Source organism: Mesorhizobium sp. WSM1497 (assembly GCF_001672455.2).
GTDB lineage: Bacteria > Pseudomonadota > Alphaproteobacteria > Rhizobiales > Rhizobiaceae > Mesorhizobium > Mesorhizobium ciceri.
The window spans coordinates 4,760,313-4,783,001 of record NZ_CP021070.1; the positions used below are offsets into that span (position 1 = coordinate 4,760,313).

The 22,689-nt window shown below is 63.3% G+C and carries 20 protein-coding genes and 1 pseudogene; 10 read left to right on the plus strand and 11 right to left on the minus strand.

What is annotated here, in order from left to right:
* Positions 1–10: 10 nt before the first annotated feature.
* Complete coding sequence (cpaB, locus tag A9K65_RS23255) at positions 11–937, minus strand: Flp pilus assembly protein CpaB (protein ID WP_245268555.1); 927 nt, start codon at positions 935–937, stop codon at positions 11–13.
* Between the two features lie 237 nt (positions 938–1,174).
* Between cpaB and parE the strand changes: the two genes are divergently transcribed.
* Both parE and A9K65_RS23265 read left to right on the plus strand, forming a co-directional pair.
* The gene (parE, locus tag A9K65_RS23260; RefSeq protein WP_013531965.1) at positions 1,175–3,232 is read left to right on the plus strand and encodes a DNA topoisomerase IV subunit B; all 2,058 of its coding nucleotides are present in this window, start codon (positions 1,175–1,177) and stop codon (positions 3,230–3,232) included.
* A gap of 45 nt (positions 3,233–3,277) precedes the next feature.
* Positions 3,278–5,344: an FUSC family protein gene (locus A9K65_RS23265; RefSeq protein WP_064995331.1), complete on the plus strand. Its 2,067-nt coding sequence runs from the start codon at positions 3,278–3,280 to the stop codon at positions 5,342–5,344.
* On the opposite strand, the gene A9K65_RS23270 is transcribed toward A9K65_RS23265, so the two are convergent.
* Positions 5,341–6,465: a DUF2336 domain-containing protein gene (locus tag A9K65_RS23270; protein WP_064995332.1), complete on the minus strand. Its 1,125-nt coding sequence runs from the start codon at positions 6,463–6,465 to the stop codon at positions 5,341–5,343. The two genes, A9K65_RS23265 and A9K65_RS23270, sit on opposite strands and share 4 nt — an antisense overlap.
* A 151-nt stretch (positions 6,466–6,616) precedes the next feature.
* Between A9K65_RS23270 and A9K65_RS23275 the strand changes: the two genes are divergently transcribed.
* On the plus strand, positions 6,617–7,069 hold the full coding sequence (locus tag A9K65_RS23275; protein ID WP_064995333.1) for a MaoC family dehydratase: 453 nt from the start codon (positions 6,617–6,619) through the stop codon (positions 7,067–7,069).
* 2 nt (positions 7,070–7,071) lie between these two features.
* Positions 7,072–7,953 (plus strand): CoA ester lyase, encoded by an 882-nt coding sequence (locus A9K65_RS23280; RefSeq protein ID WP_064995334.1) that lies wholly within the window; start codon positions 7,072–7,074, stop codon positions 7,951–7,953.
* 7 nt (positions 7,954–7,960) lie between these two features.
* On the opposite strand, the pseudogene A9K65_RS23285 reads toward A9K65_RS23280, so the two are convergent.
* Positions 7,961–8,631, minus strand: a pseudogene (locus A9K65_RS23285) (isoprenylcysteine carboxylmethyltransferase family protein).
* Between the two features lie 396 nt (positions 8,632–9,027).
* Between A9K65_RS23285 and A9K65_RS23290 the strand changes: the two are divergent.
* Positions 9,028–9,744, plus strand: a complete 717-nt coding sequence (locus A9K65_RS23290) for a TetR/AcrR family transcriptional regulator (protein WP_024505353.1) — start codon at positions 9,028–9,030, stop codon at positions 9,742–9,744.
* 18 nt (positions 9,745–9,762) lie between these two features.
* Here A9K65_RS23290 and A9K65_RS23295 read toward each other — a convergent pair whose 3' ends face one another.
* Positions 9,763–10,371, minus strand: coding sequence for a flavin reductase family protein (locus A9K65_RS23295; RefSeq protein WP_064995335.1), 609 nt, complete (start codon positions 10,369–10,371; stop codon positions 9,763–9,765).
* Complete coding sequence (locus A9K65_RS23300; RefSeq protein WP_024505355.1) at positions 10,372–10,956, minus strand: nitroreductase; 585 nt, start codon at positions 10,954–10,956, stop codon at positions 10,372–10,374.
* A gap of 157 nt (positions 10,957–11,113) precedes the next feature.
* On the opposite strand from A9K65_RS23300, the gene A9K65_RS23305 reads away from it, so the two are divergent.
* A complete protein-coding gene (locus A9K65_RS23305; protein ID WP_064995336.1) occupies positions 11,114–12,076 on the plus strand; it encodes a hypothetical protein in 963 nt (320 codons plus the stop codon).
* Between the two features lie 15 nt (positions 12,077–12,091).
* Here A9K65_RS23305 and A9K65_RS23310 read toward each other — a convergent pair whose 3' ends face one another.
* The 4 genes from A9K65_RS23310 to yidD form a co-directional block, all read right to left on the minus strand.
* On the minus strand, positions 12,092–13,030 hold the full coding sequence (locus tag A9K65_RS23310) for a GNAT family N-acetyltransferase (RefSeq protein ID WP_064995337.1): 939 nt from the start codon (positions 13,028–13,030) through the stop codon (positions 12,092–12,094).
* 84 nt (positions 13,031–13,114) lie between these two features.
* Positions 13,115–15,091: a threonine--tRNA ligase gene (gene thrS / locus A9K65_RS23315; protein WP_063172025.1), complete on the minus strand. Its 1,977-nt coding sequence runs from the start codon at positions 15,089–15,091 to the stop codon at positions 13,115–13,117.
* 176 nt (positions 15,092–15,267) lie between these two features.
* Positions 15,268–16,095, minus strand: coding sequence for a class D beta-lactamase (gene blaOXA / locus A9K65_RS23320; protein WP_064995338.1), 828 nt, complete (start codon positions 16,093–16,095; stop codon positions 15,268–15,270).
* 135 nt (positions 16,096–16,230) lie between these two features.
* Entirely contained in the window at positions 16,231–16,608 is a 378-nt protein-coding gene (gene yidD / locus A9K65_RS23325; protein WP_198327654.1) for a membrane protein insertion efficiency factor YidD, read from the minus strand.
* Between the two features lie 332 nt (positions 16,609–16,940).
* Between yidD and A9K65_RS23335 the strand changes: the two genes are divergently transcribed.
* Positions 16,941–17,858 (plus strand): LysR substrate-binding domain-containing protein, encoded by a 918-nt coding sequence (locus A9K65_RS23335; protein WP_064995339.1) that lies wholly within the window; start codon positions 16,941–16,943, stop codon positions 17,856–17,858.
* Between the two features lie 103 nt (positions 17,859–17,961).
* Here the strand turns inward: A9K65_RS23335 and A9K65_RS23340 are convergent, their stop codons facing one another.
* Complete coding sequence (locus A9K65_RS23340) at positions 17,962–18,408, minus strand: iron-sulfur cluster assembly scaffold protein (RefSeq protein ID WP_063167874.1); 447 nt, start codon at positions 18,406–18,408, stop codon at positions 17,962–17,964.
* 240 nt (positions 18,409–18,648) lie between these two features.
* Here A9K65_RS23340 and folE point away from each other — a divergent pair, with 240 nt between their 5' ends.
* From folE to A9K65_RS23355, 3 genes are all read left to right on the plus strand, one after another.
* Positions 18,649–19,284, plus strand: coding sequence for a GTP cyclohydrolase I FolE (gene folE / locus A9K65_RS23345; RefSeq protein WP_013531982.1), 636 nt, complete (start codon positions 18,649–18,651; stop codon positions 19,282–19,284).
* Positions 19,285–19,319: 35 nt separating this feature from the next.
* The gene (hisI, locus tag A9K65_RS23350; protein ID WP_013531983.1) at positions 19,320–19,781 is read left to right on the plus strand and encodes a phosphoribosyl-AMP cyclohydrolase; all 462 of its coding nucleotides are present in this window, start codon (positions 19,320–19,322) and stop codon (positions 19,779–19,781) included.
* Between the two features lie 81 nt (positions 19,782–19,862).
* Positions 19,863–20,837 (plus strand): patatin family protein, encoded by a 975-nt coding sequence (locus A9K65_RS23355; RefSeq protein ID WP_174299064.1) that lies wholly within the window; start codon positions 19,863–19,865, stop codon positions 20,835–20,837.
* A 7-nt stretch (positions 20,838–20,844) separates the two neighbouring features.
* On the opposite strand, the gene recJ is transcribed toward A9K65_RS23355, so the two are convergent.
* Positions 20,845–22,629, minus strand: a complete 1,785-nt coding sequence (recJ, locus tag A9K65_RS23360; protein ID WP_064995482.1) for a single-stranded-DNA-specific exonuclease RecJ — start codon at positions 22,627–22,629, stop codon at positions 20,845–20,847.
* Between the last annotated feature and the right edge of the window lie 60 nt (positions 22,630–22,689).

The following is a 22,689-nucleotide window of genomic DNA, read 5'->3' on the forward strand; positions in this document are numbered from 1 at the left end:
CCCCACTGGTTTATTTCTGGTCCCGCGAAGGAACCTGGTATTCCTCGGCCTTCGTGCCGCGCGTTACGATGACCGTCTTGAACTTCGGTTTCTCCGGCTCCTTGGTGACGGCGTCGAACACCGAGCCGGCGGCGGCCTGCACATTCGAGGCGACCGATCCGCCGAAAGAGGAGATGGTGGTGACGCCGCTCTTGCCGTCAGCGCCTTCGCTGGCGGACCGAAGCGACAGCGAGAGCGTGCCGACGGTGCGGGCCAGCGCTACTTTCTGCGCGCCGTCCGTCGTCACCTCGATTGTCACCGAATTGGAAATCTGCGGCGTCGTCTGGCGCTCGTCGGCGCCCTGCCCGACGCTCAGCACCTTGGCATCGGCGACAACGATCTCGGAGGTGATGGTGGAACCGGCAGCGCCTTGCGCATTCTTGGCCACTTCCTGGATTTCGCCGGCATCGCGTGTCAGCACCACATCAACCCGGTCGCCCGGCGTGACGAAGCCGCCAACCCCGGCGATCTCGTCGGTACGGATGGTCACCGCCCGCATTCCGGGCGTCATCATGTTGGAGAGCGTCGCGCGGCCATTTGGCCCGGACAGCTTGGTCAGCAGCACCGGTTCGTTGACCTCGATCGGCGACAGCACCACGCGGCTGCCGTCGGCGAGCAACGCATTGATGGTGGTGAAGGCGCCCTGCGGCACGGACTCTTGCGACCACGGGATTTCGCTGAGCTGCGCGCGGTCGAGCTCCATGCCGTAGCGCAACGGGGCATTCGCCACCACAATGGTCTTGAATTCGACCTTCGGCACGACAGGTGCCGGAATCGACGACGTCTTCTCTTCGGAATCGGCCTTGGCCTGGCTTTTGACCCAGAAATCCGCGGCAAAGATCGAGATCGCGCCGAAAACGGCGGCGATGCCGATCATCGATATGGCCTTGCCCCTCACGCCTAAACCCCTGATATCAGCAGTTTCTTATTTAGTTGGGCTCACGTTAGGCGGCATTGTTAAAGAATCAGGAATCCCGGGCGTTGGTATCGGATCTATTTCCGCCGGCTTGGTTATCGAATGGTTTTGGGGTAAGAGGGCCCAGATCCCCGAACGGAACAGGAACCTCGGTCGCTTGGCGCTGAAAAGCGTGGCAGTATCGCGAGGTGATTCGCAGCACCGGAACCTATGGCAGGCATGGACGACAGCAACGATCTCTTCGGCAATATGGACAAGCAGCCGCAGCCGGTGCGTACCGCTGCGCGCCCGGCGGATCCACTGGTGGTGCAAGCCACCAAGCGTCCTGCCTCGACCAAGGACGGCAGCGAGGGCTATAGCGCCGCCGACATCGAGGTGCTGGAAGGGCTGGAGCCGGTGCGCCGCCGGCCAGGCATGTATATCGGCGGTACCGACGACAAGGCGATGCACCATCTGTTCGCCGAGGTCATCGACAATTCGATGGACGAAGCGGTTGCCGGCCACGCCACCTTCATCGATGTCGAGCTTTCGGCCGACGGCTATCTCGCCGTGACGGACAATGGCCGCGGCATCCCGATCGATCCGCACCCGAAGTTCAAGAAGCCGGCGCTTGAAGTGATCATGACGACGCTGCATTCGGGCGGCAAGTTCGACTCCAAGGTTTACGAGACATCAGGCGGCCTGCATGGCGTCGGCGTGTCCGTGGTCAATGCGCTGTCGGACCATCTCGAGGTCGAGGTCGCGCGGGGACGGCAACTCTATCGGCAAAAATTCTCGCGCGGCGTTCCCGTGACCGGCCTGGAACAGTTGGGCGAGGTCCACAACCGGCGCGGCACAAAGATCCGCTTCCACCCCGACGAGCAGATTTTCGGCAAGGGCGCGGCGTTCGAACCGGCGCGGCTCTACCGTATGACGCGCTCGAAAGCCTATCTGTTCGGCGGCGTCGAAATCCGCTGGACCTGCGATCCGTCGCTGATCAAGGAAAAAGACCAGACGCCGGCCAAGGCGGAATTCCATTTTCCCGGCGGCCTGAAGGACTATCTCAAGGCATCGCTCGGCGACGACTTCCAGGTGACGCGCGAGATTTTCGCCGGCAAGAGCGAGAAACAAGGCGGCCACGGCTCGCTCGAATGGGCGGTGACCTGGTTCGGCGGCGACGGCTTCATCAATTCCTACTGCAACACCATCCCGACCGGCGAAGGCGGCACCCACGAGGCCGGCTTCCGCAACGTTCTGACGCGAGGCCTGCGCGCCTATGCCGACCTCGTCGGCAACAAGCGCGCCTCGATCGTCACCTCGGAAGACGTCATGATCTCGGCAGCGGGCATGCTGTCGGTGTTCATCCGCGAGCCGGAATTCGTCGGACAGACCAAGGACAGGCTGGCGACGATCGAGGCAATTCGAATTGTCGAGACCGCGATCCGCGATCCGTTCGACCATTGGCTGGCCGACAATCCGCAGGAAGCCTCGAAGCTGCTCGAATGGGTGATCGCACGCGCCGACGAGCGGGTGCGCCGGCGCCAGGAAAAGGAAGTGTCGCGCAAGAGCGCGGTGCGCAAGCTGCGGCTGCCGGGCAAGCTCGCCGACTGCACGCAGAATGCCGCGGCCGGTGCAGAACTGTTCATCGTCGAAGGCGACTCGGCCGGCGGCTCGGCCAAGCAGGCGCGCGACCGCGCCAGCCAGGCCGTGCTGCCATTGCGCGGCAAAATCCTCAACGTCGCCAGCGCCGGCAACGATAAGCTGGCGGCCAACCAACAGATTTCAGACCTGATCCAGGCGCTCGGCTGCGGTACGCGTTCGAAGTACCGCGATGAGGATCTGCGCTACGACCGCGTGATCATCATGACCGACGCCGATGTCGACGGCGCCCATATCGCCTCGCTGCTGATCACCTTCTTCTACCAGGAGATGCCGGCGCTGGTGCGTGGCGGCCATCTCTATCTCGCCGTGCCGCCGCTTTACTCGATCAGGCAAGGCGGCAAGGTCGCCTATGCCCGAGACGACGCCCACAAGGACGAGCTCCTGCGCACCGAATTCACCGGGCGCGGCAAGGTGGAACTGGGCCGCTTCAAGGGTCTGGGCGAGATGATGGCCGCCCAGCTCAAGGAAACCACCATGGATCCGAGGAAGCGAACGCTGCTCAGGATCGATGTAATCGACGCCGAGACGGCGACCAAGGACGCCGTCGATGCGTTGATGGGCACGAAGCCGGAGGCCCGCTTCCGGTTCATCCAGGAACGCGCCGAATTCGCCGAGACGGAAGTGCTGGATATCTAGCCGCCAGCCGGTCCATAACAAGGCTCCAGTTGCGGAGACGAGCATGTGACCAGGACGCGGCTGAAAGGCTATTTCGAGACGAGTTTAGCCGGGTTGACGCAGCCGACGCGCTCCGACTGGATCTTTGCCTTGCGCACCGTTTCAGCCGGCTTGATCGCGCTGCTGGCAGCCTATGCGCTGAAGCTCGACCATCCGCAATGGGCCATGATGACGGTGTTCATCGTCGCCCAGCCGGTTGCCGGCATGGTGCTGGCGAAGGGCTTCTACCGGCTGCTCGGCACGCTGGTCGGCGGCATCGCCGCGATCGGCATCACCACCGTTTTCGGCACCAACCCCTGGGTGCTGGTGACTGTGCTTGCCGTCTGGATCGGCATCTGCACCTTCGTCTCGTCGCTGCTGCGCAATCCGGAAGCCTATGGCGCCGCCCTGGCCGGCTACACCGCAATGATCATCGGCCTGCCCGCTTTCGGACAGCCGCATCTCGTCGTCGACCTCGCTGTCGCGCGCTGTGCCGAGATCGTGCTCGGCATCGTCTGCGCCGGCCTGACCAGCCGGCTGATCCTGCCAAAACTGGCCAGCGACGCCATCGTCTCGCGCCTGAAACGCTGCATCCTCGATCTTGCCACCTATGCCGGCGGTGCGTTCTCCGGCGGCGACCCGGCAACGCTGTCCGCGCTGCACCGAAAGCTGGTCACGGATACCCAGACGCTCGGCGAGATGCGCGCCTATGCCAGGCTCGAGGCGCCGAGCTTCGCGCCGCGCGCGCATCCGGTCCGGCGCACCATCGGACAACTGCTCTCGGCGTTGTCGGCGGCACGTGCGTTGCATTCGCATGCCGCTCCGAAGAATGCGGCGCTCATTCCGGTGCGTTCGGAGCTGCAGGCCCTTGTCGGTGAAATGGCCGCGAAGCCCGGCGCGCTGGACGACACCACGCCTTGGGTGGCGCGGCTCGACACCATCTCGGCCAAGGCCCGGCAAATGCCCGATGCCTCGACCGACCAGGGCGACGACAGGGTCGGCACCATCACCCGCCTGACCATTGCCGCCGATTTCGCCGATGCGCTCAAGCAGGTGCTGCGCGGCCTCGATGCCCTGCGTGCGCCTGCCACGCGCCCGGCCAGGGGCAGCAGGCAGCCTGCGCTGGTGGTGCATCGCGATTACGCCGGCGCATCGCGCAACGCGGTGCGCGCTGCCCTTGCGACGCTGCTGGTCGCGGCCTTCTGGTTGACGACGAAATGGTCGGAAGCCGCCGGCACGGTCATTCTCGTCGCCGTCGTGTCGAGCCTGTTTGCTGCTCGCCCCGACCCAGTGCAGGTCGCCTGGGGCTTCTTCAAGGGAACCCTGCTGGCGCTGCCCTTTGCTTTTCTCGTCGGCCAGATCGCATTGCCTGCCTTGCCCGGCTTCGGCTGGTTCATGCTGTTTGTCGTGCCCATCCTTGTGCCGACGGCGCTGGCCATGGCCAATCCACGCTATGTCGGCGTGGCGACGGCTTTCGCCATCAACTTTCTCGCCTTCCTCAGTCCACACCAGGCGATGACCTACGATCCCGGACCCTTCTTCGCCGGTTCGGCGTCGATCCTGGTCGGCATCCTGCTGGCGATCGGTGTCTTCATCGTCGTGCTGCCGGCCGATCCTTGGCTCGCGGCCAACCGCATCGTGCGCGCCATGCGTGAGGATCTGGCGCGGCTTTGCCTGCATGAGCGGGTGCCGAGGCGGTCGGCCTTCGAGAGCCTCGCCTACGACCGCATCAACCAATTGATGCCGCTGGTGCAGAATGCCGGTCAGAAAGGCGATGCGGTTCTGGGCGGCGGCGTCGCCGCCGTCACCGTCGGCCTGGAGGTCCTTCGGCTGCGCGATGCGAGCCAAAGCCATGCCATCCCATCCGAGACCGCGCTTTCGATCGCCAACTTCCTGAGAGGGCTGGCGCGCGAACTGCTCTTCCGCGCCCCCGGCGATCCGCAGACATCAACCGTCACCGTCGCCCGGCAATATTCGGCGAGCATTGCGCAGCGAAACGGTACCGGGGAATTGCTGCAGATCGCGGCATCGCTGCGCATCATCGCCGCCGCGATGGAGGATTTTCCGGATTTTTTCGCCAGGGATAAAGGCTAGGCGGCCGCTATCGCCAGCGCGTGGCCGCGCGCGTTCTCGCGCAGCGCGTCGAGATGGATCGATTTGACCAAGGCGGCGAGATCACCCTCGGCGGATTGACCGCCCGCTTCCTTGAGCATCAGCCAGCTGACCTCCTGCACACCGGCGACGCGCTTGCCGTTGGCGACCTCGCGCCAGATCTTCAGCGCACGCAGGATGATGGCGTGCGTGGCGCCGGCGAGCCCGGCGCTGCGGAACAATGCCTGCAAGGCCACGTCGTGCCCGCCGGCCAGCAGCGCCCTCACACGTTGTTCGGACTGCTGGCTGAGCGCAACCAGTGCCGAGCCGAAGAAATCGACCTTGCCATGCGCGATGGTGCGGATGACGAAGCTCGCGGTGAGGTCGCCACGCAGCCTGAGATGCTCGATCAGGGCCGCATGTTCTTCCGTGCGCGTGCCTTCGATCAGCGTCACCGAAGCCTTGACGCAGGCGTCGCGCATGACGCGGTCGGCTCGCGCCGCGCCCATCATCGCCATCACCAGTGGCGACGTTTTCAGCATTTCGCCAAGCTTGACGAGCAGCATATGCCGGCAGTCGGCCGGCAGCCTGACATCCGATATCAGCGCCTCGCGCACCAGCGGCAGGTGCCCATGCCGTTCGGCCATGCGGCGGAAGCTGAGCGAGGCGATGTCGGCGCCGCTGTTGGCGAGCAGCACGGCGCAGGCGTCCGCCTCGCCGATCTCGGCGATGGCCGCTGACAGCGCCATCGAGACGAGCGGCCGGTCTGCGATCAGTTTTTGCGTCGCCTTCGGACTCGAAGCCACGCGGTTGATCAGGTCGGCGTCGGTGAGCAGCGGCGAGCGCGCCAGCACCACGCCGGCGACTTCCGGCTGGTCGGAGGCCAGCGCGCTGATGATCTGCATTGGCGCGTGTTGGCTCATCGACAGCGCCTCGGCCATCGCCAGCCGCACCTTTGACGAGGCATCGTCGAGCAACAGTGTCAGCGCCGCCTCTGCGGCGCAGCGGTCCTCGAAGGGCAATTCGGAATTGATGTAGGCTCGGGCCAGAGCGCTCGCCGCCGCGGCGCGCTCCGACACCTTGGCCGTGTAGATCCATTTCAGGAAATGCGAAACAACAACCATGCCCGCCTGCTTACGCCCCTTGCCGGAAGGTTCCGACCCCACTGACGACCGTAGGCAGAATTGGTTTACGAACCGTTCACCATGTTCATTAACTGGCTTGCGAGGCTGATTTGCAGCGCCTATCAACCGTCAAGCACCTGAGGAGAAAGAAATGGCCGGACTTTATCTCGAAGAGTTCGTCGTCGGCCATGTCTTCCAGCACACGCTGCGCAAGACCGTTACCGAAAGCGACAACATGCTGTTTTCGGTGATGACGCTGAACCCGCAGCCGCTGCACATCGACTTCGATTTCGCCGCCAAGAGCGAATGGGGCAAGCCGCTGGTCAATTCGCTGTTCACGCTCGGGCTGATGATCGGCATTTCGGTCAATGACATCACCGTCGGCACCACGGTGGCCAATCTCGGCATGAAGGAAGCCGTGTTTCCGCATCCGGTCTTCCATGGCGATACCGTTCGCGTCGAAACGACAGTCATCTCGGTGCGCGAGTCCAGGTCGAAGCCCGATCGCGGCATCGTCGAATTCGAGCATCGCGCCTACAACCAGCATGGCGATCTCGTCGCCAAATGCACCAGGCAAGCGATGATGCTGAAGAAGGCGGCCTGATCATGCGCTCGCTGCTGTTCGTCCCCGGTGACTCCGAGAGGAAGCTGGAAAGGGGTTTTGGTGCCGGCGCCGACGTGGTCATCGTCGACCTCGAGGATTCCGTGGCGCCGCACAACAAGGCGCTGGCGCGCGGCGTAGCGGCGCGCTTCATCCTGGAACGCAGGGCACAAACGACTTCCGCCATCTATGTCAGGGTCAATGACCTCGCGACCGGGCTGACGGATAACGATCTGGCGGCGCTGGTTCCGGCGAAACCCGACGGCATCATGCTGCCCAAGTCGAACGGCGGCCAGGATGTGCAGCACCTATCGGCAAAACTCAGGGTGCGCGAGGCCGAAAACGGCCTGGCCGACGGCGCGATCAAGATCCTGCCGATCATCACCGAAACGCCGGCAGGCGTGCTGGCGGCGGCAACCTATGCCGGGACCAGCGCGCGGCTTGCCGGGCTCACCTGGGGCGCGGAAGACCTGTCGGCGGCGCTCGGTGCGCGCTCGGCTCGCGACGAGCGTGGCCGCTACACGGACGTGTTCCGTCACGCTCGCACCATGACCATACTCGCCGCCGGTGCGGCGGAGGTCGCGGCGATCGACACCGTCTTCCCGAATTTTCGCGACATGGCGGGCTTCGCCGCGGAGTGCGCCGAGGCCGAACGCGATGGCTTCACCGGCAAGATGGCGATCCACCCCGATCAGGTGCCGGTCATCAACGCAGCCTTCACGCCGTCGGCCGAGGCGGTGAGACAATCGGCGGCAATCGTTGCTGCGTTCGCGGCAGCGGGAAGCCCCGGCGTCGTCGCTATCGACGGCAAGATGTTCGACCGCCCGCACCTGCGGCTGGCCGAGCGGCTTCTGGCGCGGGCAAAGGCGGCAGGTGTTTCCGCCTGAGCGCCTGCTACCAAACCAATGGAATCAGGCGGTAACGGACCCGGGGTAGTCGTCATAGCCGCGCAGACCGGCGCGAAGCGTTTTCTCTTCGATGAAGGTGCGGATGGCCAAGAGAACGACGAGCACGAGCACCGACGCCAGCCCCCACCAGGAACCAAGCAGAAGTGCCGTGCCGGCGAAGAAGAGGATGGCGCCGGCATACATCGGATGGCGGACGTAGCTGTAAGGCCCGGTGGAGATCACACGTTGTCCGCGTTCGTCCTGGATCTTGACCACGGGCGCCGCAAAACTGTTCTCCAGCATCGTCAGATAGCAGATCCAGATTCCGAGCAGCAGGACCAGTGCGCCGACCACCTGCACCCAGACGGGAACCGCCGACCAGCCGAAACGAACGTCGAATCCCATGAATATCTGAGAACCAAAGATGGCGAGCAGAAGTATGGACAGCAGCACCTTGTCGGCCGCGACCTGATTCTTCTGGATGGGAGAGCTCAGCCGCTCATTCATCAGACCGGGATCGCGCCTCGCCAGCGCCACGCCCAAGGTGAGACTGAGGCCCACCATCCCCACCAGATAGACCCAGGCCCCCGGCCAATGCAGCGTGCCGGCCGACAGGAAGAGCAAGGCGCCCATGACGCCGAACCAGACGAATGTCTGAAGAACCAATTTCGCGATCATGATCGACCTGCCTTGATATCCGCTGATGATTGGTATTTTAGACCATTGGTCTACCATACAGACCACTGGTCTATAGTTCAAGCGAACCTTCGACCCGAGGCTCCGAACTCCAGCTTAACAAAAGGCTTGCAGCAGTCGGTTGTGTTGGCCGCTTTTGCCGGGCAGCCTCCGTGATAGGAATTTTTTCTTGACTCGGTGATCTCAGCTATGGTACATTTTTGCCCATGGTGCTGATTTGCGCCAGTGGCCCGCCGCACAGGCGGGTTTTTCGTTTGATGCTCCGTCAGCCAACGCGCAAGCGGAGGCTCCGAAGGGACCCGTTAACCCGAAATTCGTTGCCCTGGCTGCCGACGTCGGGACTGGACGGGAGCAGCCATCACGTGCAGAAAGTTCGTCATGCCCCGTGTCATCAAGCATCCAGAACTCAGGCGAGAAGAACTTCTGGACCATGCCCAGGCCCTGTTCCTGACCCAGGGCTATGACAAAGCGAGCCTCAATGACGTGATTGCGTCCGCCGGCATCTCGAAGGGTGCTTTCTATCATTACTTCCCCTCCAAGGAGGCTCTCCTGGAGGCATTGGCCGATCGCTTTGCAAGACAGGCACTGGCTGGGGTCCAGGACATACTCCACGATCCCGGCCTCGACCCGCTTGGCCGCCTGAATGGCCTGCTCAGCCAGTCGCGGCGGGCCAAGATCGAAACCGCGCCGGAAGCTTGGGCTCTTTTCGAGACGATGTTCCGGCCTGAGAATCTGGTGCTTTTCCACCGTATCAATCTGGCCGCCAGCGCGTCGTTTTCACCGCTGCTGGTCAAGGTCATCAGGCAAGGAATCGAAGACGGCACTTTCAGGACCTTCGATCCGGAAGGTGTCGCCGACATCGTCATGCAATTCGGCATGGCCACGCGTGATGTCGTGGCCAAGGCCATTGCCGGCGGCAGCGACGCCGACATGGAGGCCGCGATCGAAGTCCTGGAGAAACGCGTCAGGCTCTACGAAATCGCCCTCGACCGCATACTGGGCCTGCCCGATGGAAGCATTCGGATCGGCGAGCCCGGCTATGTGCGCACCGTCATGACCGCCAGGCGGCGAACGAGTGCCGGCAAGGCGCGGTAACTGGCCGAGCCTTGGTATCTAGTCCTTGTCCCAGCGTGGCCGGCGCATCGAAAACACCTCGTCGACGCTGGCATAGTCCATATAGCCGAGACGAGCGACATTGCCGGCCTTGGTGATGTCGAACAGGCCGTCCGTCAGGAAGGCGTCGTCGATATGCACGCCGACCACTTCACCGGCGACGATGACGGCACTTGTCGGCGACCCGTCCAGGGCCTTTGGCCGAAAAACTTGAGTCACCCGGCATTCGAGCGCGGCCGGCGCTGCCGCCACGCGCGGCGGGGCGACCAGCCGCGACGGCGCCATGGCAAGATCGGCATAGACGAACTCATTGACGCCGCGCGGAGCATTGACCGACGTGCGGTTCATCTTCTCCGCGAGATCGCGGCTGACCAGATTGGCGACGAACTCGCCGGTTTCCTGGGCGAAGGAGGCGCTGTCCTTCTCGCCTTCGGAGGAGAACCAGACGATGAAAGGCCGCGTCGAAACGGCATTGAAGAAGGAATATGGCGCGAGGTTGATCTCACCAGCCCTGTTCAGTGTCGAAATCCAGCCGATCGGACGCGGCGCCACGATCGCCTTCGAAGGGTCGTGCGGCAGGCCGTGGCCCTTTGACGGCTCGTAGAACATTCAGCCGACCCACGGCCCCGAATAGTCACTGTACAGCTTTGCCGGATCGGGCCGGGGCCGCTCCGGCGCCGGGCCGGCATAGGAGCCGATATGGATGAAGCCGATGACCCGCTCCTGCGGCGCCAGCCCCAGCAGTGCCCTGCCCTCCGGCACATCCGAATACCAGTTGCTGATCATGTTGGTGCCAAAGCCCAGCGCGTTGGCTGATATCATCAGGTTCATCGCCGCCATGCCGCCCGACAGGAACATTTCCCATTGCGGGATTTTTGGATTCTCCCTGGGGACAGATACGACGCCGATCACCAGCGGTGCGCGCGAGAACCGCGCCAGTTCCTGATTGCGGCGGCCCTCCGTCAATGGGCCCTCCCGCTGCTCGGCAAGTGCTGCCAGTTGCCTGCCGATCTCGACGCGGGCGTCGCCACGGTAGAGGATGAAGCGCCAGGGCTCCAACCGGCCATGATCGGGCACCCGGGAGGCAGCAGTGATCATTGTCGCGATCTCCGCATCGCTCGGCGCCGGCTCCTTCAGATCTGGAATCGGTGCGGAGTTTCGGGTCAGCAGGAAGTCGATGATCGGCGACGCCATGGGCGCAAGTCTCCTGGACATTCTGTTTTGAGCTGAAGCGCACCATCGGGGATTCGGGCGGCTCGGGCATTGGCGCGGGATACGCCGGACGGAAGAGTCGTATCGGTCGGACTCTTAAGCCTTGAAATTGCCACCGCCATGGGCTTCAACGCAAGGCATGTTTGAGGGGACTATCCGTCTTTTCCTGGTCTGGCTCGGCGCCCTGCTGTTCATGGCGCCGGTTTCGTTCGCCATGGCGCAGAATGTCGACGGAGTCAGCGACCTGAAGCTTCCGGGAATTTCGAGCTACGCGACGCCGAAAGGCGAGACGTCACTGGCACTGAGCGGCGGCGGTGCCATCACACTCTCTGCCCAGTTGACCGACAAGGGTTCCGACATCACGCGCGGCATCGTCTGGCGGGTCTTCAAGCCGGAAGCCGTCAACGGCAAATTGCCGATGGTCGCCTCCTCGCATGGCGGCACCGCCGTCTTCCAGCTCGAACCCGGCAGCTATCTGGTTCACGCCTCCTACGGCCGGGCCGGCGCCACCAAACGCATCACTGTCGGCAAGGACGCCAAGCGCGAAAGCCTCGTGCTCGATGCCGGCGGCCTCAAGCTCGACGCCGTGCTGTCCGGCGGCGTGCGCATTCCACCGAAGAAGCTGCGCTTTTCGATCTACGAGGGCACTGCCGAGGCCAATGGCGACCGCGCGCTGATCATTCCCGATGTCGAGCCCAACAGCGTCGTGCGGCTCAACGCCGGCATCTACCATGTCGTCTCGACCTATGGCGCGGTCAATGCAGTCATTCGCTCCGACATCCGCGTCGAGGCCGGCAAGCTGACCGAAGCCACCGTCGAGCATCACGCCGCCGAGATCACGATGAAGCTGGTGCGCGAAACCGGTGGCGAGGCGATCGCCGACACGTCCTGGTCACTGCTCAACGAGTCCGGCGATCCGATCAAGGAAACCGTCGGCGCTTTCGCCTCGATGGTGCTGGCCGAGGGCGACTACACCATCATCGCCAAGAACCGCGACCGCATCTACCAGAAGGATTTTACGGTCGTGGCCGGGCAGAACCAGGAAATCGAGGTTCTGGCCACCGAGGCCGCGGCGATGGATCCTGAAGAAGGCGCGGATTAACCTTCGTTTTAAGGATCAAGCCGCCAGCTCGGTCCGCGCCGGCAGGAACGGGATCCGGCGGCGTGGCAAAGCTGGCGCCAGGTCGAACACGCCGCGATAGAGGCGGTCGAGCAAGGCCTTGCGATCGCGCAACGGCTCCAGTTCGCTCCAGCTCAGCACATCGCCGACGCGCACGTCGATCGCCTTGCCCGACAGCCGCGCGAATTCGTGGATGAGCAGCGATGTGCGCAGCGTCAGCGAGGCCTTGCCGACGAACTTGGCCACCCGGCCGTCGCGCTCGGCCATGTTCATCGGCCCGCTGACAAGATGGAACAGCCTGCCGTTCTGCCCGGAAAAATGCATCGGGATGACCGACGCCCTGGCGTCCTGGACGAGGCGGGCCGGAAACATCTTCCACGGCAGATCGCGCGCCCGGCCAAAACCCTTTGGCGCGGTGGCGACACCGCCGGCCGGAAATACCACGATGGTGACGCCCTCTTTCAACAGTCGCACCGCTTCATGGCGCACGGCCATGTTGTTCTTCAGCGCATCCTTGGTCTCCGAAAAGTCGATCGGCAGCGAATAAGGCTCCATCTCGCGGATCTTGAGCAGATCCTTGTGGATCATCACCCGGAACGGACGGCCGAGCTGCTCGGCCAGCGACAGCACGGCGATACCGTCACCGATGCCGAACGGATGATTGGCGACGATCACCAGCGGCGTCTCTGGCAATTGCGCGGGTGGCCACTGATCAGCGGTCCGCACCCCCACGTCGATCAGGTCGAGCATGCGGCTGAACACGCGTTCGCCGGTCGGCACGATCTGGCGGCGCCAGAAATCATAAAGTGCTGTGTAGCGGTCGCGGCCCGACAAGCCTTCGACCGAATGTATGAACCAGCGCGTCAGCGCCGGCTGGCGCGGATTGGCATAGGAAAGCTCGGGAAAGGGTCGTTCGCGCAATTTCAACTTGAGCATAGGGGCTCGTTACAAGGTCGGCGTGACAGGGATATGAAAATGGCGGTGGATCGCTCCACCGCCATTTGGTCGAAACTATGCCAATCAGGCCGCGCGTTTGCGCCGGCGGTCGGGTGTGACGGCTTCCTCGGTCAGTTGCGCGATCGCCTGGTCAAGGCCAAGCGATTCCTGGTCGCGCGAGCCCAGTCGGCGCATGTTGACCGTCTGCTCTTCCGCTTCGCGCTTGCCGCAGACGAGGATGACCGGAACCTTGGCCAGGCTGTGCTCGCGGACCTTGTAGTTGATCTTCTCGTTGCGCAGATCCGCTTCCGCCAACAGCCCAGCGGCCTTCAGCTTTGCCACCACCTCGGTCGCATAGTCGTCGGCATCCGACGTGATCGTCGCCACCACCACCTGCAGCGGCGCGAACCACAGCGGGAAATGGCCGGAATAGTTCTCGATCAGGATGCCGAGGAAGCGCTCCATCGAGCCGCAGATGGCGCGGTGAACCATGACAGGCTGCTTCTTCTCGGAATCCGAGCCGATGTAGAAGGCGCCAAACCGCTCCGGCAGGTTGAAATCGACCTGCGTCGTGCCGCACTGCCATTCGCGGCCGATGGCATCCTTCAGCACATATTCGAATTTCGGCCCGTAGAAGGCGCCCTCACCCGGATTGATCGAGGTCTTGATGCGATTGCCGGACCGTGTCCTGATCGTCTCCAGCACGCCGCCCATGATCGCCTCGGCGTGATCCCACGCCTCGTCGGTACCGACGCGTTTGTCCGGCCGCGTCGAGAGCTTGACGCTGATTTCGTCGAAACCGAAATCAGCATAGGTCGACAGGATCAGATCGTTGATGCGCAGGCATTCCGCCGCCAATTGCTCCTCGGTGCAGAAGATGTGCGCATCGTCTTGCGTAAAACCGCGCACGCGCATCAGCCCGTGCAGCGCGCCGGATGGTTCGTAACGGTGGACGTTGCCGAATTCCGCAAGTTTGACAGGCAGATCGCGATAAGACTTCAACCCATGCTTGAAAATCTGCACATGGCCCGGGCAGTTCATCGGCTTCAGAGCGAAAACCCGGTCGTCATCGGTATCGTCGCCGGCCACCGTCACCTTGAACATGGCGTCGCGATACCATCCCCAATGGCCTGACGTCTCCCACAGGCTTTTGTCGAGAACCTGCGGCGCGTTGACCTCCTGATAGCCCTGCTCGTCGAGGCGACGGCGCATGTAGTTGACCAGGTTCTGGAACATCTTCCAGCCCTTGGCGTGCCAGAAGACGACGCCAGGCCCCTCTTCCTGGAAATGGAACAGGTCCATCTCGCGGCCGATCTTCCTGTGGTCGCGCTTCTCGGCCTCCTCCAGCATCGTCTGATAGGCTTCGAGCTGCGCCTGATCAGCCCAGGCCGTGCCGTAGATGCGGGTCAGCATCGGATTGTTCGAATCGCCGCGCCAATAGGCGCCGGCCACCTTCATCAGTTTGAAGGCGTTGCCGATCTGCCCCGTCGAGGCCATGTGCGGGCCACGGCAAAGATCGAACCAGTCGCCCTGCGCGTAGATCTTGAGATCCTGATCCTCGGGAATGGCGTCGATCAGCTCCAGCTTGTAGCGTTCGCCCTTGTCGGCAAACACTTTCTTCGCCTTGTCGCGCGACCAGACTTCCTTGGTGAACGGCTTGTTGCGCGAAATGATCTCGCGCATCTTCTTCTCGATCACGGGAAAATCGTCAGGCGTGAACGGCTCGTTGCGGGCGAAGTCGTAGTAAAACCCGTTCTCGATCACCGGCCCGATGGTCACCTGCGTTCCCGGCCACAATTCCTGCACGGCTTCCGCCAACACATGTGCGGCGTCGTGACGGATCAGTTCGAGTGCGCGCGGGTCGTCGCGGGTGACGATCTCGACCTTGCCGGATTTGCCAAGCGGATCGCTGAGATCGCGGACGGTGCCGTCGATCGCATAGGCGACCGCCTTCTTGGCCAGCGACTTCGAGATCGATTCGGCGAGGCCGGCACCGGTCATCGCCGCGTCGTATTCGCGGACGGAGCCATCGGGAAATGTCAGGGAAACGGAATTCAGCATGTATATCTCCTATCCAGTCCCGCAAACGAGCGCGGGTGGTTGAAATGCATGTCTCCCAAAAGTGTGTGGGCGGTTTTGGGGTTACGACATGCAAAGAGTAGGCCGGATGCGTCCGGCAGCGGCTGTCTTTTATGGACAGATTCCGCCGCCGTAAAGCCCGGCTCAAATGTCAGACTTCATTTGATGAGCAGCGGCAGGTCCTTCAGGAACGCGGCTCGGGTCTTGAGGCCTTTGGGCATATCGGTCCGATCGGTGTTGACGACAAGGCGCGCAAAGACGATCTGGCGGCCATCCTTGTTCGCCCAGCCGACGAACCACCCAAGCGAGCGCTTATCCTGAACCTTGTCGGCATCGTTGCGCAGCCTGGTGCTTCCGGTCTTGCCCTGCACCGTCCAGCCTCCGGCCTGGAAGGTCGGGATGATGGCTGATGTCATGTCGTAGGCCCTGGCCGAGACAGGCAGCTTGCGGGCCAGCAGCTTGCGCAGGAAATCGACCTGCTCGACCGGCGTGATCTTGAGCGAGGAGTTTATCCAGGATTGAGTCAAACCATCATTCTTGCCGGGATTGCCGGAAACATCGGCATTGCCGTAGCCGAATTTGGAGACATAGCCAGCCAATTTTTCCGGCCCGAGCCGACTGGTGATTTCACGGGAGAACCAGACGATCGAATCCCGTTCCCAGATCACCGGATCGACGGTCTTCTGGTCCCGCTTCACCGCCTTGAACTCCGGCTTGTAGTCCCACGCCGGCGTATGCTCGTCGCTCAGGATCCCGCTGTCATAGCCGATCAGCGACAGCGCCACCTTGAACGTCGAGGCCGGGCTGAACCGCTGGCCGCACACTCCGTCCTGGTAAAGCGTCTTGCCGCTCGCCGCATCGGCGATCACCGTGCACTGCAAATCCCCCAGCGGCGCCGATTGCGCGCGCAGCGGAAATCCCAGCAGCCAGGCGAGCAGGAACAGGATCCCGGCAAAGATGAAGGGAAGACGGTCGAAATTGCGCATTTTCTGCTCGCTCCAGAAGGGGGTTCGCGAGCGGCTTAGCGGGGTCTCTTGTCTCGATTTTGTCTCAAATGCGCAGTCTTTGTGCAGGCTGTTGTTAACCCTACCGGATCGTAAACCTGCTATTCTCCCCGGCCATCATTCCTGCGCTTTGTCGCGCTTGCTGCCGATCCGCCAGTACCGCCAGGGCATGAACCAGAGATAGCGATCCGCAAGCGCCTCCGGCACCAGGTCTATGCCATGCGTGCCGAATGGCCCGCAGCGCAGCACGCGGAAAAATCCCATCCAGCCGCCGGCCCACAGGCCATGGCGGGCGATCGCCTCATGCGCATATTCCGAACAGGTCGGCAGATGCCGGCAGGAATTGCCGACAAAGCCCGACAGCGTCAGCTGATAGAGGCGCACGAGCGACGTGCCGAGGAGACGGCCTGGCGTCTTGCGCCAGGGGCCGGGCCAGTTGCGGCCGCGTTTTTGCGACCCGTCTATATGCGCATGCCCATGCTGGTCGCGCACCATAGTCTCCGTATCGCGTTTCCCAGGCGATAGATGTGGACTTCCGCCGGAGAACGCAATCCCCGCTCCTTGCGCGCCCCCGCCATCACGGACGGAACGGCGAAACGGCTGCCCGTCAGCCGACGGCGCCCAGCGGCCACGACTGGCCGGCCCCTCGCGGCGCTTTGAATGCTGCTTTTCGTCACGCCATTGAAACGTCGCGATCCGCATGACATCGCCAAAAATGCTCAGCAACTGGATCATGGTCGGTCTCCTTTGACATGGATTAGACCGCCGCTGGCCTTCGCCTTCAAACGAGTATAATTTCCACTTCGGATAATCCTGGGTTATGCGAAATGAAGCGTGGGCGCCTGCCGCTGACGGCATTGAGGAGCTTCGAGGCGGCGGGCCGGCATCTGAGCTTCAGCCGGGCCGCCGAGGAGCTTTTCGTCTCGCAGGCGGCGATCAGCCGGCAGATCCGCGAGCTCGAAATCTTCCTGCATCGACCCTTGTTCGAACGTCACCATCGACGAGTCGAACTGACCGACACCGGCCGGCGTCTGCTGGATCAGCTTGTCAGAAGTTTCGACGCCATCGATACCTTGCTTGGCGATCTGGTGGCGACACCGGCACAGTCCGTGGTCCGCGTCAGTGTCGAGCCGTCGCTTGCCTCCGTGTGGCTGGTTCCCCGGCTCAACCGGTTTCGCCAATTGCGGCCCGACATCGACGTCTCCCTCGAAGTCGATCCAAGGCTGATCGAGTTCCGCAGCGATCAGCCGGAGCTTGCCTTGCGCTTCAGCGCGCATGCCGACTCGTGGCCGCGCAGCCAGGCCGAGCGGCTTGCCTGGACGGTCGATTCGCCGGTCCTGTCGCCGGCGCTGCTTGCTTCTGGCCCTGCCCTCAGGAAGCCAATCGATCTTGGCCGCTACACGCTTTTGCACGAGGAGAACCGCCAGGGCTGGGTGCGCTGGTTCGAAGCGGCCGGCGTGCCCGCCGACGCCGTGCCCGCGCGCGGGCCGATGCTGGCGGATGCGTCGCTTTCAAAGCAGGCCGCCTTGCTCGGACATGGCGTGGCATTGGGCGATCTGTTGCAGATCGGCGGGGAAATCGCATCCGGCGCGCTGGTCAAGCCGTTCGACATCGACGTCGCATCCGGCGCCTATTGGCTGGTGGCCAGAAACCTGCACGACCTCTCGGAGCCGGTCGCCGCGTTCGCCGACTGGCTCAGAAGCGAATTTGCCGAAAGCAGGCGGGCGCTGGAAGCGCAGGTTTAAACCCTTCTGGCCCGGTTCCTGTCCAGCCAAATGCCAAGCAGTGGCAGCAAAGATTTGGGCGCCTGCGCGAAGCCTGCGCACCGTGGACGGCCAAATCCCAAGGTCAGGCCGCTTCTTCGGCGCGCTTCTTCTCGATCTGGCCGATCGCGTCGACCACGGCATCGAAAGTCAGCATGGTCGAAGCGTGCCGCGCCTTGTAGTCGCGCACCGGCTCCAAATATCTGAGATCCGCAAAGCGGCCGTCCGGCGGGGCGCCATTTTCCTTGAGCATCTTCAGCATGGAGTCGCGCACCGCGCGCAATTCCTCGGCACTCGCGCCGACGACATGCTGCGCCATGATCGATGACGACGCCTGGCCGAGCGCGCAGGCCTTCACGTCATGGGCAAAGTCCGTGACGACGCCGTCCTGCATCTTGAGGTCGACGGTGACGGTCGAACCGCATAGCTTGGAGTGCGCCTTGGCGGTCGCGTCAGGATGATCGAGACGGCCGATGCGGGCGATGTTTCCGGCAAAACCGAGAATTTTCGCGTTGTAGACGTCGTTTATCATAATTTTCCAATCCGTCGCCGCCAAGCGAACAGCGATTGCCGCTGTCGTGTCTTCCTTTCGCTCGCTATGACCTTATATAATGCTGGCAGTCCGGTATCGACAAGAACGACGAAAGCCAATGTCATTGCCGGGAAGTTCACGCCGCTTACGGGGCTGGAAACGGGGCGAGTTTCCGACACCGAAAGGTCGTGGTCCGTTCAACTCGTTCCTCCGCCGAGAGGGACTACGGGAGACGCCTTTATGGATGCCGTCATCAAGAAGCTCATGCCACAGTCAGCCTATATGGAAAAGCCGGTCACCGACCGGCCAAGCGAAGCCGAAGTCGAAGCCGCCGTGCGCACGCTTTTGCGCTGGACCGGCGACAATCCGGACCGCGAAGGGTTGGTCGACACGCCGAAGCGGGTGGCAAAGGCCTTTCGCGAAATGTTCGGTGGTTACGACATGTGCCCGGCCGACGAGCTCGGCCGCACCTTCGAGGAGGTCGCCGGCTACGATGACCTGGTCATCGTCAAGGACATAACATTCCATTCGCATTGCGAGCACCACATGGTGCCGATCATCGGCAAGGCGCATGTCGGGTATCTTCCGGACGGCAAGGTCGTCGGCCTGTCCAAGATCGCGCGTGTCGTCGATATCTTCGCCCACCGCCTGCAAACCCAGGAGGCGCTGACGGCGCAGATCGCCGGCGTCATCCAGGACGTGCTCAATCCGCGCGGCGTCGCCGTCATGATCGAGGCCGAGCACATGTGCATGGCCATGCGCGGCATCCGCAAGCAGGGATCAACCACGCTGACCTCGACCTTCACCGGCGTTTTCAAGGACACGCCCGAAGAGCAGGTCCGTTTCGTCACCATGGTGCGCGGCGGCGGGGTCTGATCGGCCCTCGCCGGCCATCAAAATAAGGACCGGCGATGTCGGCACTGGAATTTCCAAAAGCTCCGTCGGACAAGAAGGCTCTCGAGGAAGGCGCGGTGTTTTCGCCGCGCTTCGATGCAGCCGGGCTGGTCACGGTCGTCGTGACAGACGCCGCGGACGGCATGCTGTTGATGGTTGCGCATATGAACGCGCAAGCACTGGCGCTGACGCTTGAGACCGGCATCGCCCACTACTGGTCGCGCTCGCGCAGCGCGCTTTGGAAAAAGGGCGAAACATCAGGCAATTTTCAGCATGTCGTCGAGATGCTCACGGATTGTGACCAGGATGCCATATGGTTGCGCGTCAAAGTGTTGGGCCACGACGCAACCTGTCACACTGGCCGGCGTTCATGCTTTTATCGGACGGTGGGGCTGGTCGACGGCAAAGGGACGCTTGCCATCGACGGCAGCAAGCCGCTGTTCGATGCGGAAAACACGTATCGGAAACCAACAGCTTGAACCTTCTGCCTGACACCAACGACACAGATTCATCATTTCGATACGCCCCGCTCGTATAGTAGCCGTGGGACAAGGGAGATTATGATGCTCGAGTGGGCGTCATTGCGTAACAGACCAGATGTCAGGGAGGCCAACGGCCTGTCCTCGTCAGGCGGCGCGTCCGAAACGAACTCCCAAAAGAAAACAGGCATTTCGCTCGCCTTGGGTGGCGGGTGCGCCCGCGGCTGGGCGCATATCGGCGTGCTGCGCGCGCTGGATGAAGCCGGCATCGAAGTATCGATGATCGCCGGCACCTCGATCGGCGCGCTGGTCGGCGGCTGCTATCTCGCCGGCAAACTGGACGAGCTCGAAGAATTCGCCCGCAGCCTGACCAAGCGCCGCATTTTCGGCCTGCTCGATCTCAATTTACGCGGCAGCGGCCTGTTCGGCGGCATGAAACTCGATGCAAGGCTGCGCGAGCACATGGCCGGCATTCGTTTCGAGGACCTTGCCAAGCCGTTCGTCGCGGTCACTTCCGAAATCCGCACGGGCCACGAAATCTGGCTGTCGAGCGGCTCATTGATCACCGCCATGCGCGCCTCTTATGCGCTTCCCGGCGTGTTCGAGCCGGTGAATTGCAACGGCCGCGTGCTGGTCGACGGCGCTCTGGTCAACCCCGTACCGGTTTCGGTCTGCCGCGCCTACGAGCAGCCGCTCGTCGTGGCGGTCAACCTTCACTATGACCTGTTCGGCCGTGCCGCCGTCATCAAGCACAGCGCTGGCGAACTGGTCGTCGAAAAGGACGCGCCGAGGGCCGGACATGGCGATCCCGAACACCAGTCGCATCAGACCCGGCTCGGCATCACCGGCGTCATGGTCGAGGCCTTCAACATCATCCAGGACCGCATTTCGCGCGCAAGACTTGCCGGCGATCCGCCAGACATGTCGCTGCAGCCGAAGCTCAGCCATATCGGCCTGACCGAGTTCCACCGCGCCGACGAGGCGATCAATCTCGGCTATCAGGCGACGATGGCGCAGATCGGCGAACTGACCCGGCTGCAGACAGTTCTCGCCTGATCAAAACCTACGCACGAGCCGCATCGGTGATACGAAACTGAACGGTGCGGTTGCCGTTCCAGTAATTCCCTGAGAGCGAACCGGCGACGTGGATTGTCTTGCCCCGGTTCTTGAACAGGAATTCGCCAAGCGCGGTATCGACGGCGCGAAAGGCGATCGCCTGGATCCGGCCGCCGCTTTCCGATTGCAGCTCGACGCGGATGTGATTGGTGCCGACCGGCCGCGCATCGGCCAACCGGTGGCGCGGCAACGCGAAAACAGGGGCCACGTGCCCGGCACCGAAAGGTCCGGCTTGTTCCAGCGCGTCGAGTAGGCTGAGTGTCGCGCCTTCAGCGGCAAGCGCACCGTCTATGGCCAGGCTTTCCTCGCCCTGCAGGCGAAACACGTCGGCTGCCGCCCGCTCTTCGAAAAACGCCCTGAGCTCACCAAGCCTCGCCCGCTCGACGGTGATGCCCGCCGCCATGCCATGCCCGCCACCCTTGACGATCAGACCGGCAATGGCCGCCTCGCGCACCAGCCGGCCGAGGTCGAAACCCGAGACCGAGCGGCCCGAGCCGGTGCCGATGCCGTTGGCGTTGAAGGCGATGGCGAAGGCCGGCCGGCGGGCATGATCCTTCAGCCGTGAGGCGAGCAAACCGACGATGCCCGGATGCCAGCTGTTGCTGGCGGTGACGACGATCGCCGGGCCACTACCGCCGGCGAGCTCTGCATCGGCCTCGGCGCGCGCCGCCGCGAGCATCTCCTGCTCCATCAGCTGCCGTTCCTGGTTGAGCCGGTCGAGCGTCTCGGCAATGGTGCGCGCCTCGACCGGGTCGTCGGTCGCAAGCAACCGGCTGCCAAGTGCGGCATCGCCGATGCGTCCGCCGGCATTGATGCGCGGGCCGATCAGATAGGCCAGATGGAAGGTGCTGATCGGCTCGCCGATGCGCGACACCCGTGCCAGTGCCGCGAGCCCTTCGTTCTTCTGCTGGCGCGCCATCTGCAGCCCCTTGACCACGAAGGCACGGTTGACGCCGGTCAGCGGCACCACGTCACAAACGGTGGCCAATGCCACGATATCGAGCAGCGAAAGCAGGTCCGGCGGCGTAGCATCGGCCATGCGGCTACGCAGGATCCTGGCCGTCTGCACAAGGGCGAGGAAGACCACGCCGGCGGCACAGAGATGGCCTTGCCCGGAAAGGTCGTCGTCGCGATTGGGATTGACGACAGCGATTGCCGCCGGCAAGGCACCGCCGACCTGGTGGTGGTCGAGCACCACGACATCGGCCCCGGCCTCATTGGCGGCATCGATGGAAGCGGCGCTGTTGGTGCCGCAATCGACGGTGACGATCAGTGTCGCGCCACGCGAAACAAGTTCGCGCATGGCGTCGGGGTTGGGGCCATAGCCCTCGAAAATACGATCCGGGATGTAGATTTCCGACGGCACCGAGAAATGCGTGAGGAACCGCTTCAGCAAGGCCGACGAGGCGGCGCCATCGACATCATAGTCGCCGAAGATCGCCACCTTTTCCCTGGCCATCACCGCGGCGGCGATCCGGGCCGCCGCCCTGTCCATGTCGGTCAGCGATGCCGGATCCGGCAGAAGATCGCGGATCGTCGGATCGAGAAACCGCTCGGTCTGCTCGGCGGTGACGCCGCGGCCGGCAAGCACCCGTGCTACGATATCGGGTACCCCGTAGCCTTGCGCGATGGCGAGCGCGATCATGTCCTGCCGCTCGGTCAGCCGGTGCTCCCAGGAAACCCCTGACACCGACTGGCTGACATCGAGGAAGAGGCGCTTTTCGCCGGTCATACGCTTTGCCAACTCATCGTTGGCCGCACGATAGTGCATGTCGCCCAAAAGTGCGCAGCG

What these genes read in the sequence shown, in the direction of transcription:
- A9K65_RS23335 (WP_064995339.1), top strand. Translation starts at nt 16,941, where the DNA reads ATGAAGCGTGGGCGCCTGCCGCTGACGGCATTGAGGAGCTTCGAGGCG.
- recJ (WP_064995482.1), bottom strand. Translation starts at nt 22,629, where the DNA reads ATGACCGGCGAAAAGCGCCTCTTCCTCGATGTCAGCCAGTCGGTGTCA.
- parE (WP_013531965.1), top strand. Translation starts at nt 1,175, where the DNA reads ATGGACGACAGCAACGATCTCTTCGGCAATATGGACAAGCAGCCGCAG.
- hisI (WP_013531983.1), top strand. Translation starts at nt 19,320, where the DNA reads ATGTCGGCACTGGAATTTCCAAAAGCTCCGTCGGACAAGAAGGCTCTC.
- yidD (WP_198327654.1), bottom strand. Translation starts at nt 16,608, where the DNA reads ATGGTGCGCGACCAGCATGGGCATGCGCATATAGACGGGTCGCAAAAA.
- A9K65_RS23305 (WP_064995336.1), top strand. Translation starts at nt 11,114, where the DNA reads ATGTTTGAGGGGACTATCCGTCTTTTCCTGGTCTGGCTCGGCGCCCTG.
- folE (WP_013531982.1), top strand. Translation starts at nt 18,649, where the DNA reads ATGGATGCCGTCATCAAGAAGCTCATGCCACAGTCAGCCTATATGGAA.
- A9K65_RS23340 (WP_063167874.1), bottom strand. Translation starts at nt 18,408, where the DNA reads ATGATAAACGACGTCTACAACGCGAAAATTCTCGGTTTTGCCGGAAAC.
- A9K65_RS23355 (WP_174299064.1), top strand. Translation starts at nt 19,863, where the DNA reads ATGATGCTCGAGTGGGCGTCATTGCGTAACAGACCAGATGTCAGGGAG.
- blaOXA (WP_064995338.1), bottom strand. Translation starts at nt 16,095, where the DNA reads ATGCGCAATTTCGACCGTCTTCCCTTCATCTTTGCCGGGATCCTGTTC.
- A9K65_RS23280 (WP_064995334.1), top strand. Translation starts at nt 7,072, where the DNA reads ATGCGCTCGCTGCTGTTCGTCCCCGGTGACTCCGAGAGGAAGCTGGAA.
- A9K65_RS23290 (WP_024505353.1), top strand. Translation starts at nt 9,028, where the DNA reads ATGCCCCGTGTCATCAAGCATCCAGAACTCAGGCGAGAAGAACTTCTG.
- A9K65_RS23295 (WP_064995335.1), bottom strand. Translation starts at nt 10,371, where the DNA reads ATGTTCTACGAGCCGTCAAAGGGCCACGGCCTGCCGCACGACCCTTCG.
- A9K65_RS23270 (WP_064995332.1), bottom strand. Translation starts at nt 6,465, where the DNA reads ATGGTTGTTGTTTCGCATTTCCTGAAATGGATCTACACGGCCAAGGTG.
- A9K65_RS23310 (WP_064995337.1), bottom strand. Translation starts at nt 13,030, where the DNA reads ATGCTCAAGTTGAAATTGCGCGAACGACCCTTTCCCGAGCTTTCCTAT.
- A9K65_RS23275 (WP_064995333.1), top strand. Translation starts at nt 6,617, where the DNA reads ATGGCCGGACTTTATCTCGAAGAGTTCGTCGTCGGCCATGTCTTCCAG.
- thrS (WP_063172025.1), bottom strand. Translation starts at nt 15,091, where the DNA reads ATGCTGAATTCCGTTTCCCTGACATTTCCCGATGGCTCCGTCCGCGAA.
- A9K65_RS23300 (WP_024505355.1), bottom strand. Translation starts at nt 10,956, where the DNA reads ATGGCGTCGCCGATCATCGACTTCCTGCTGACCCGAAACTCCGCACCG.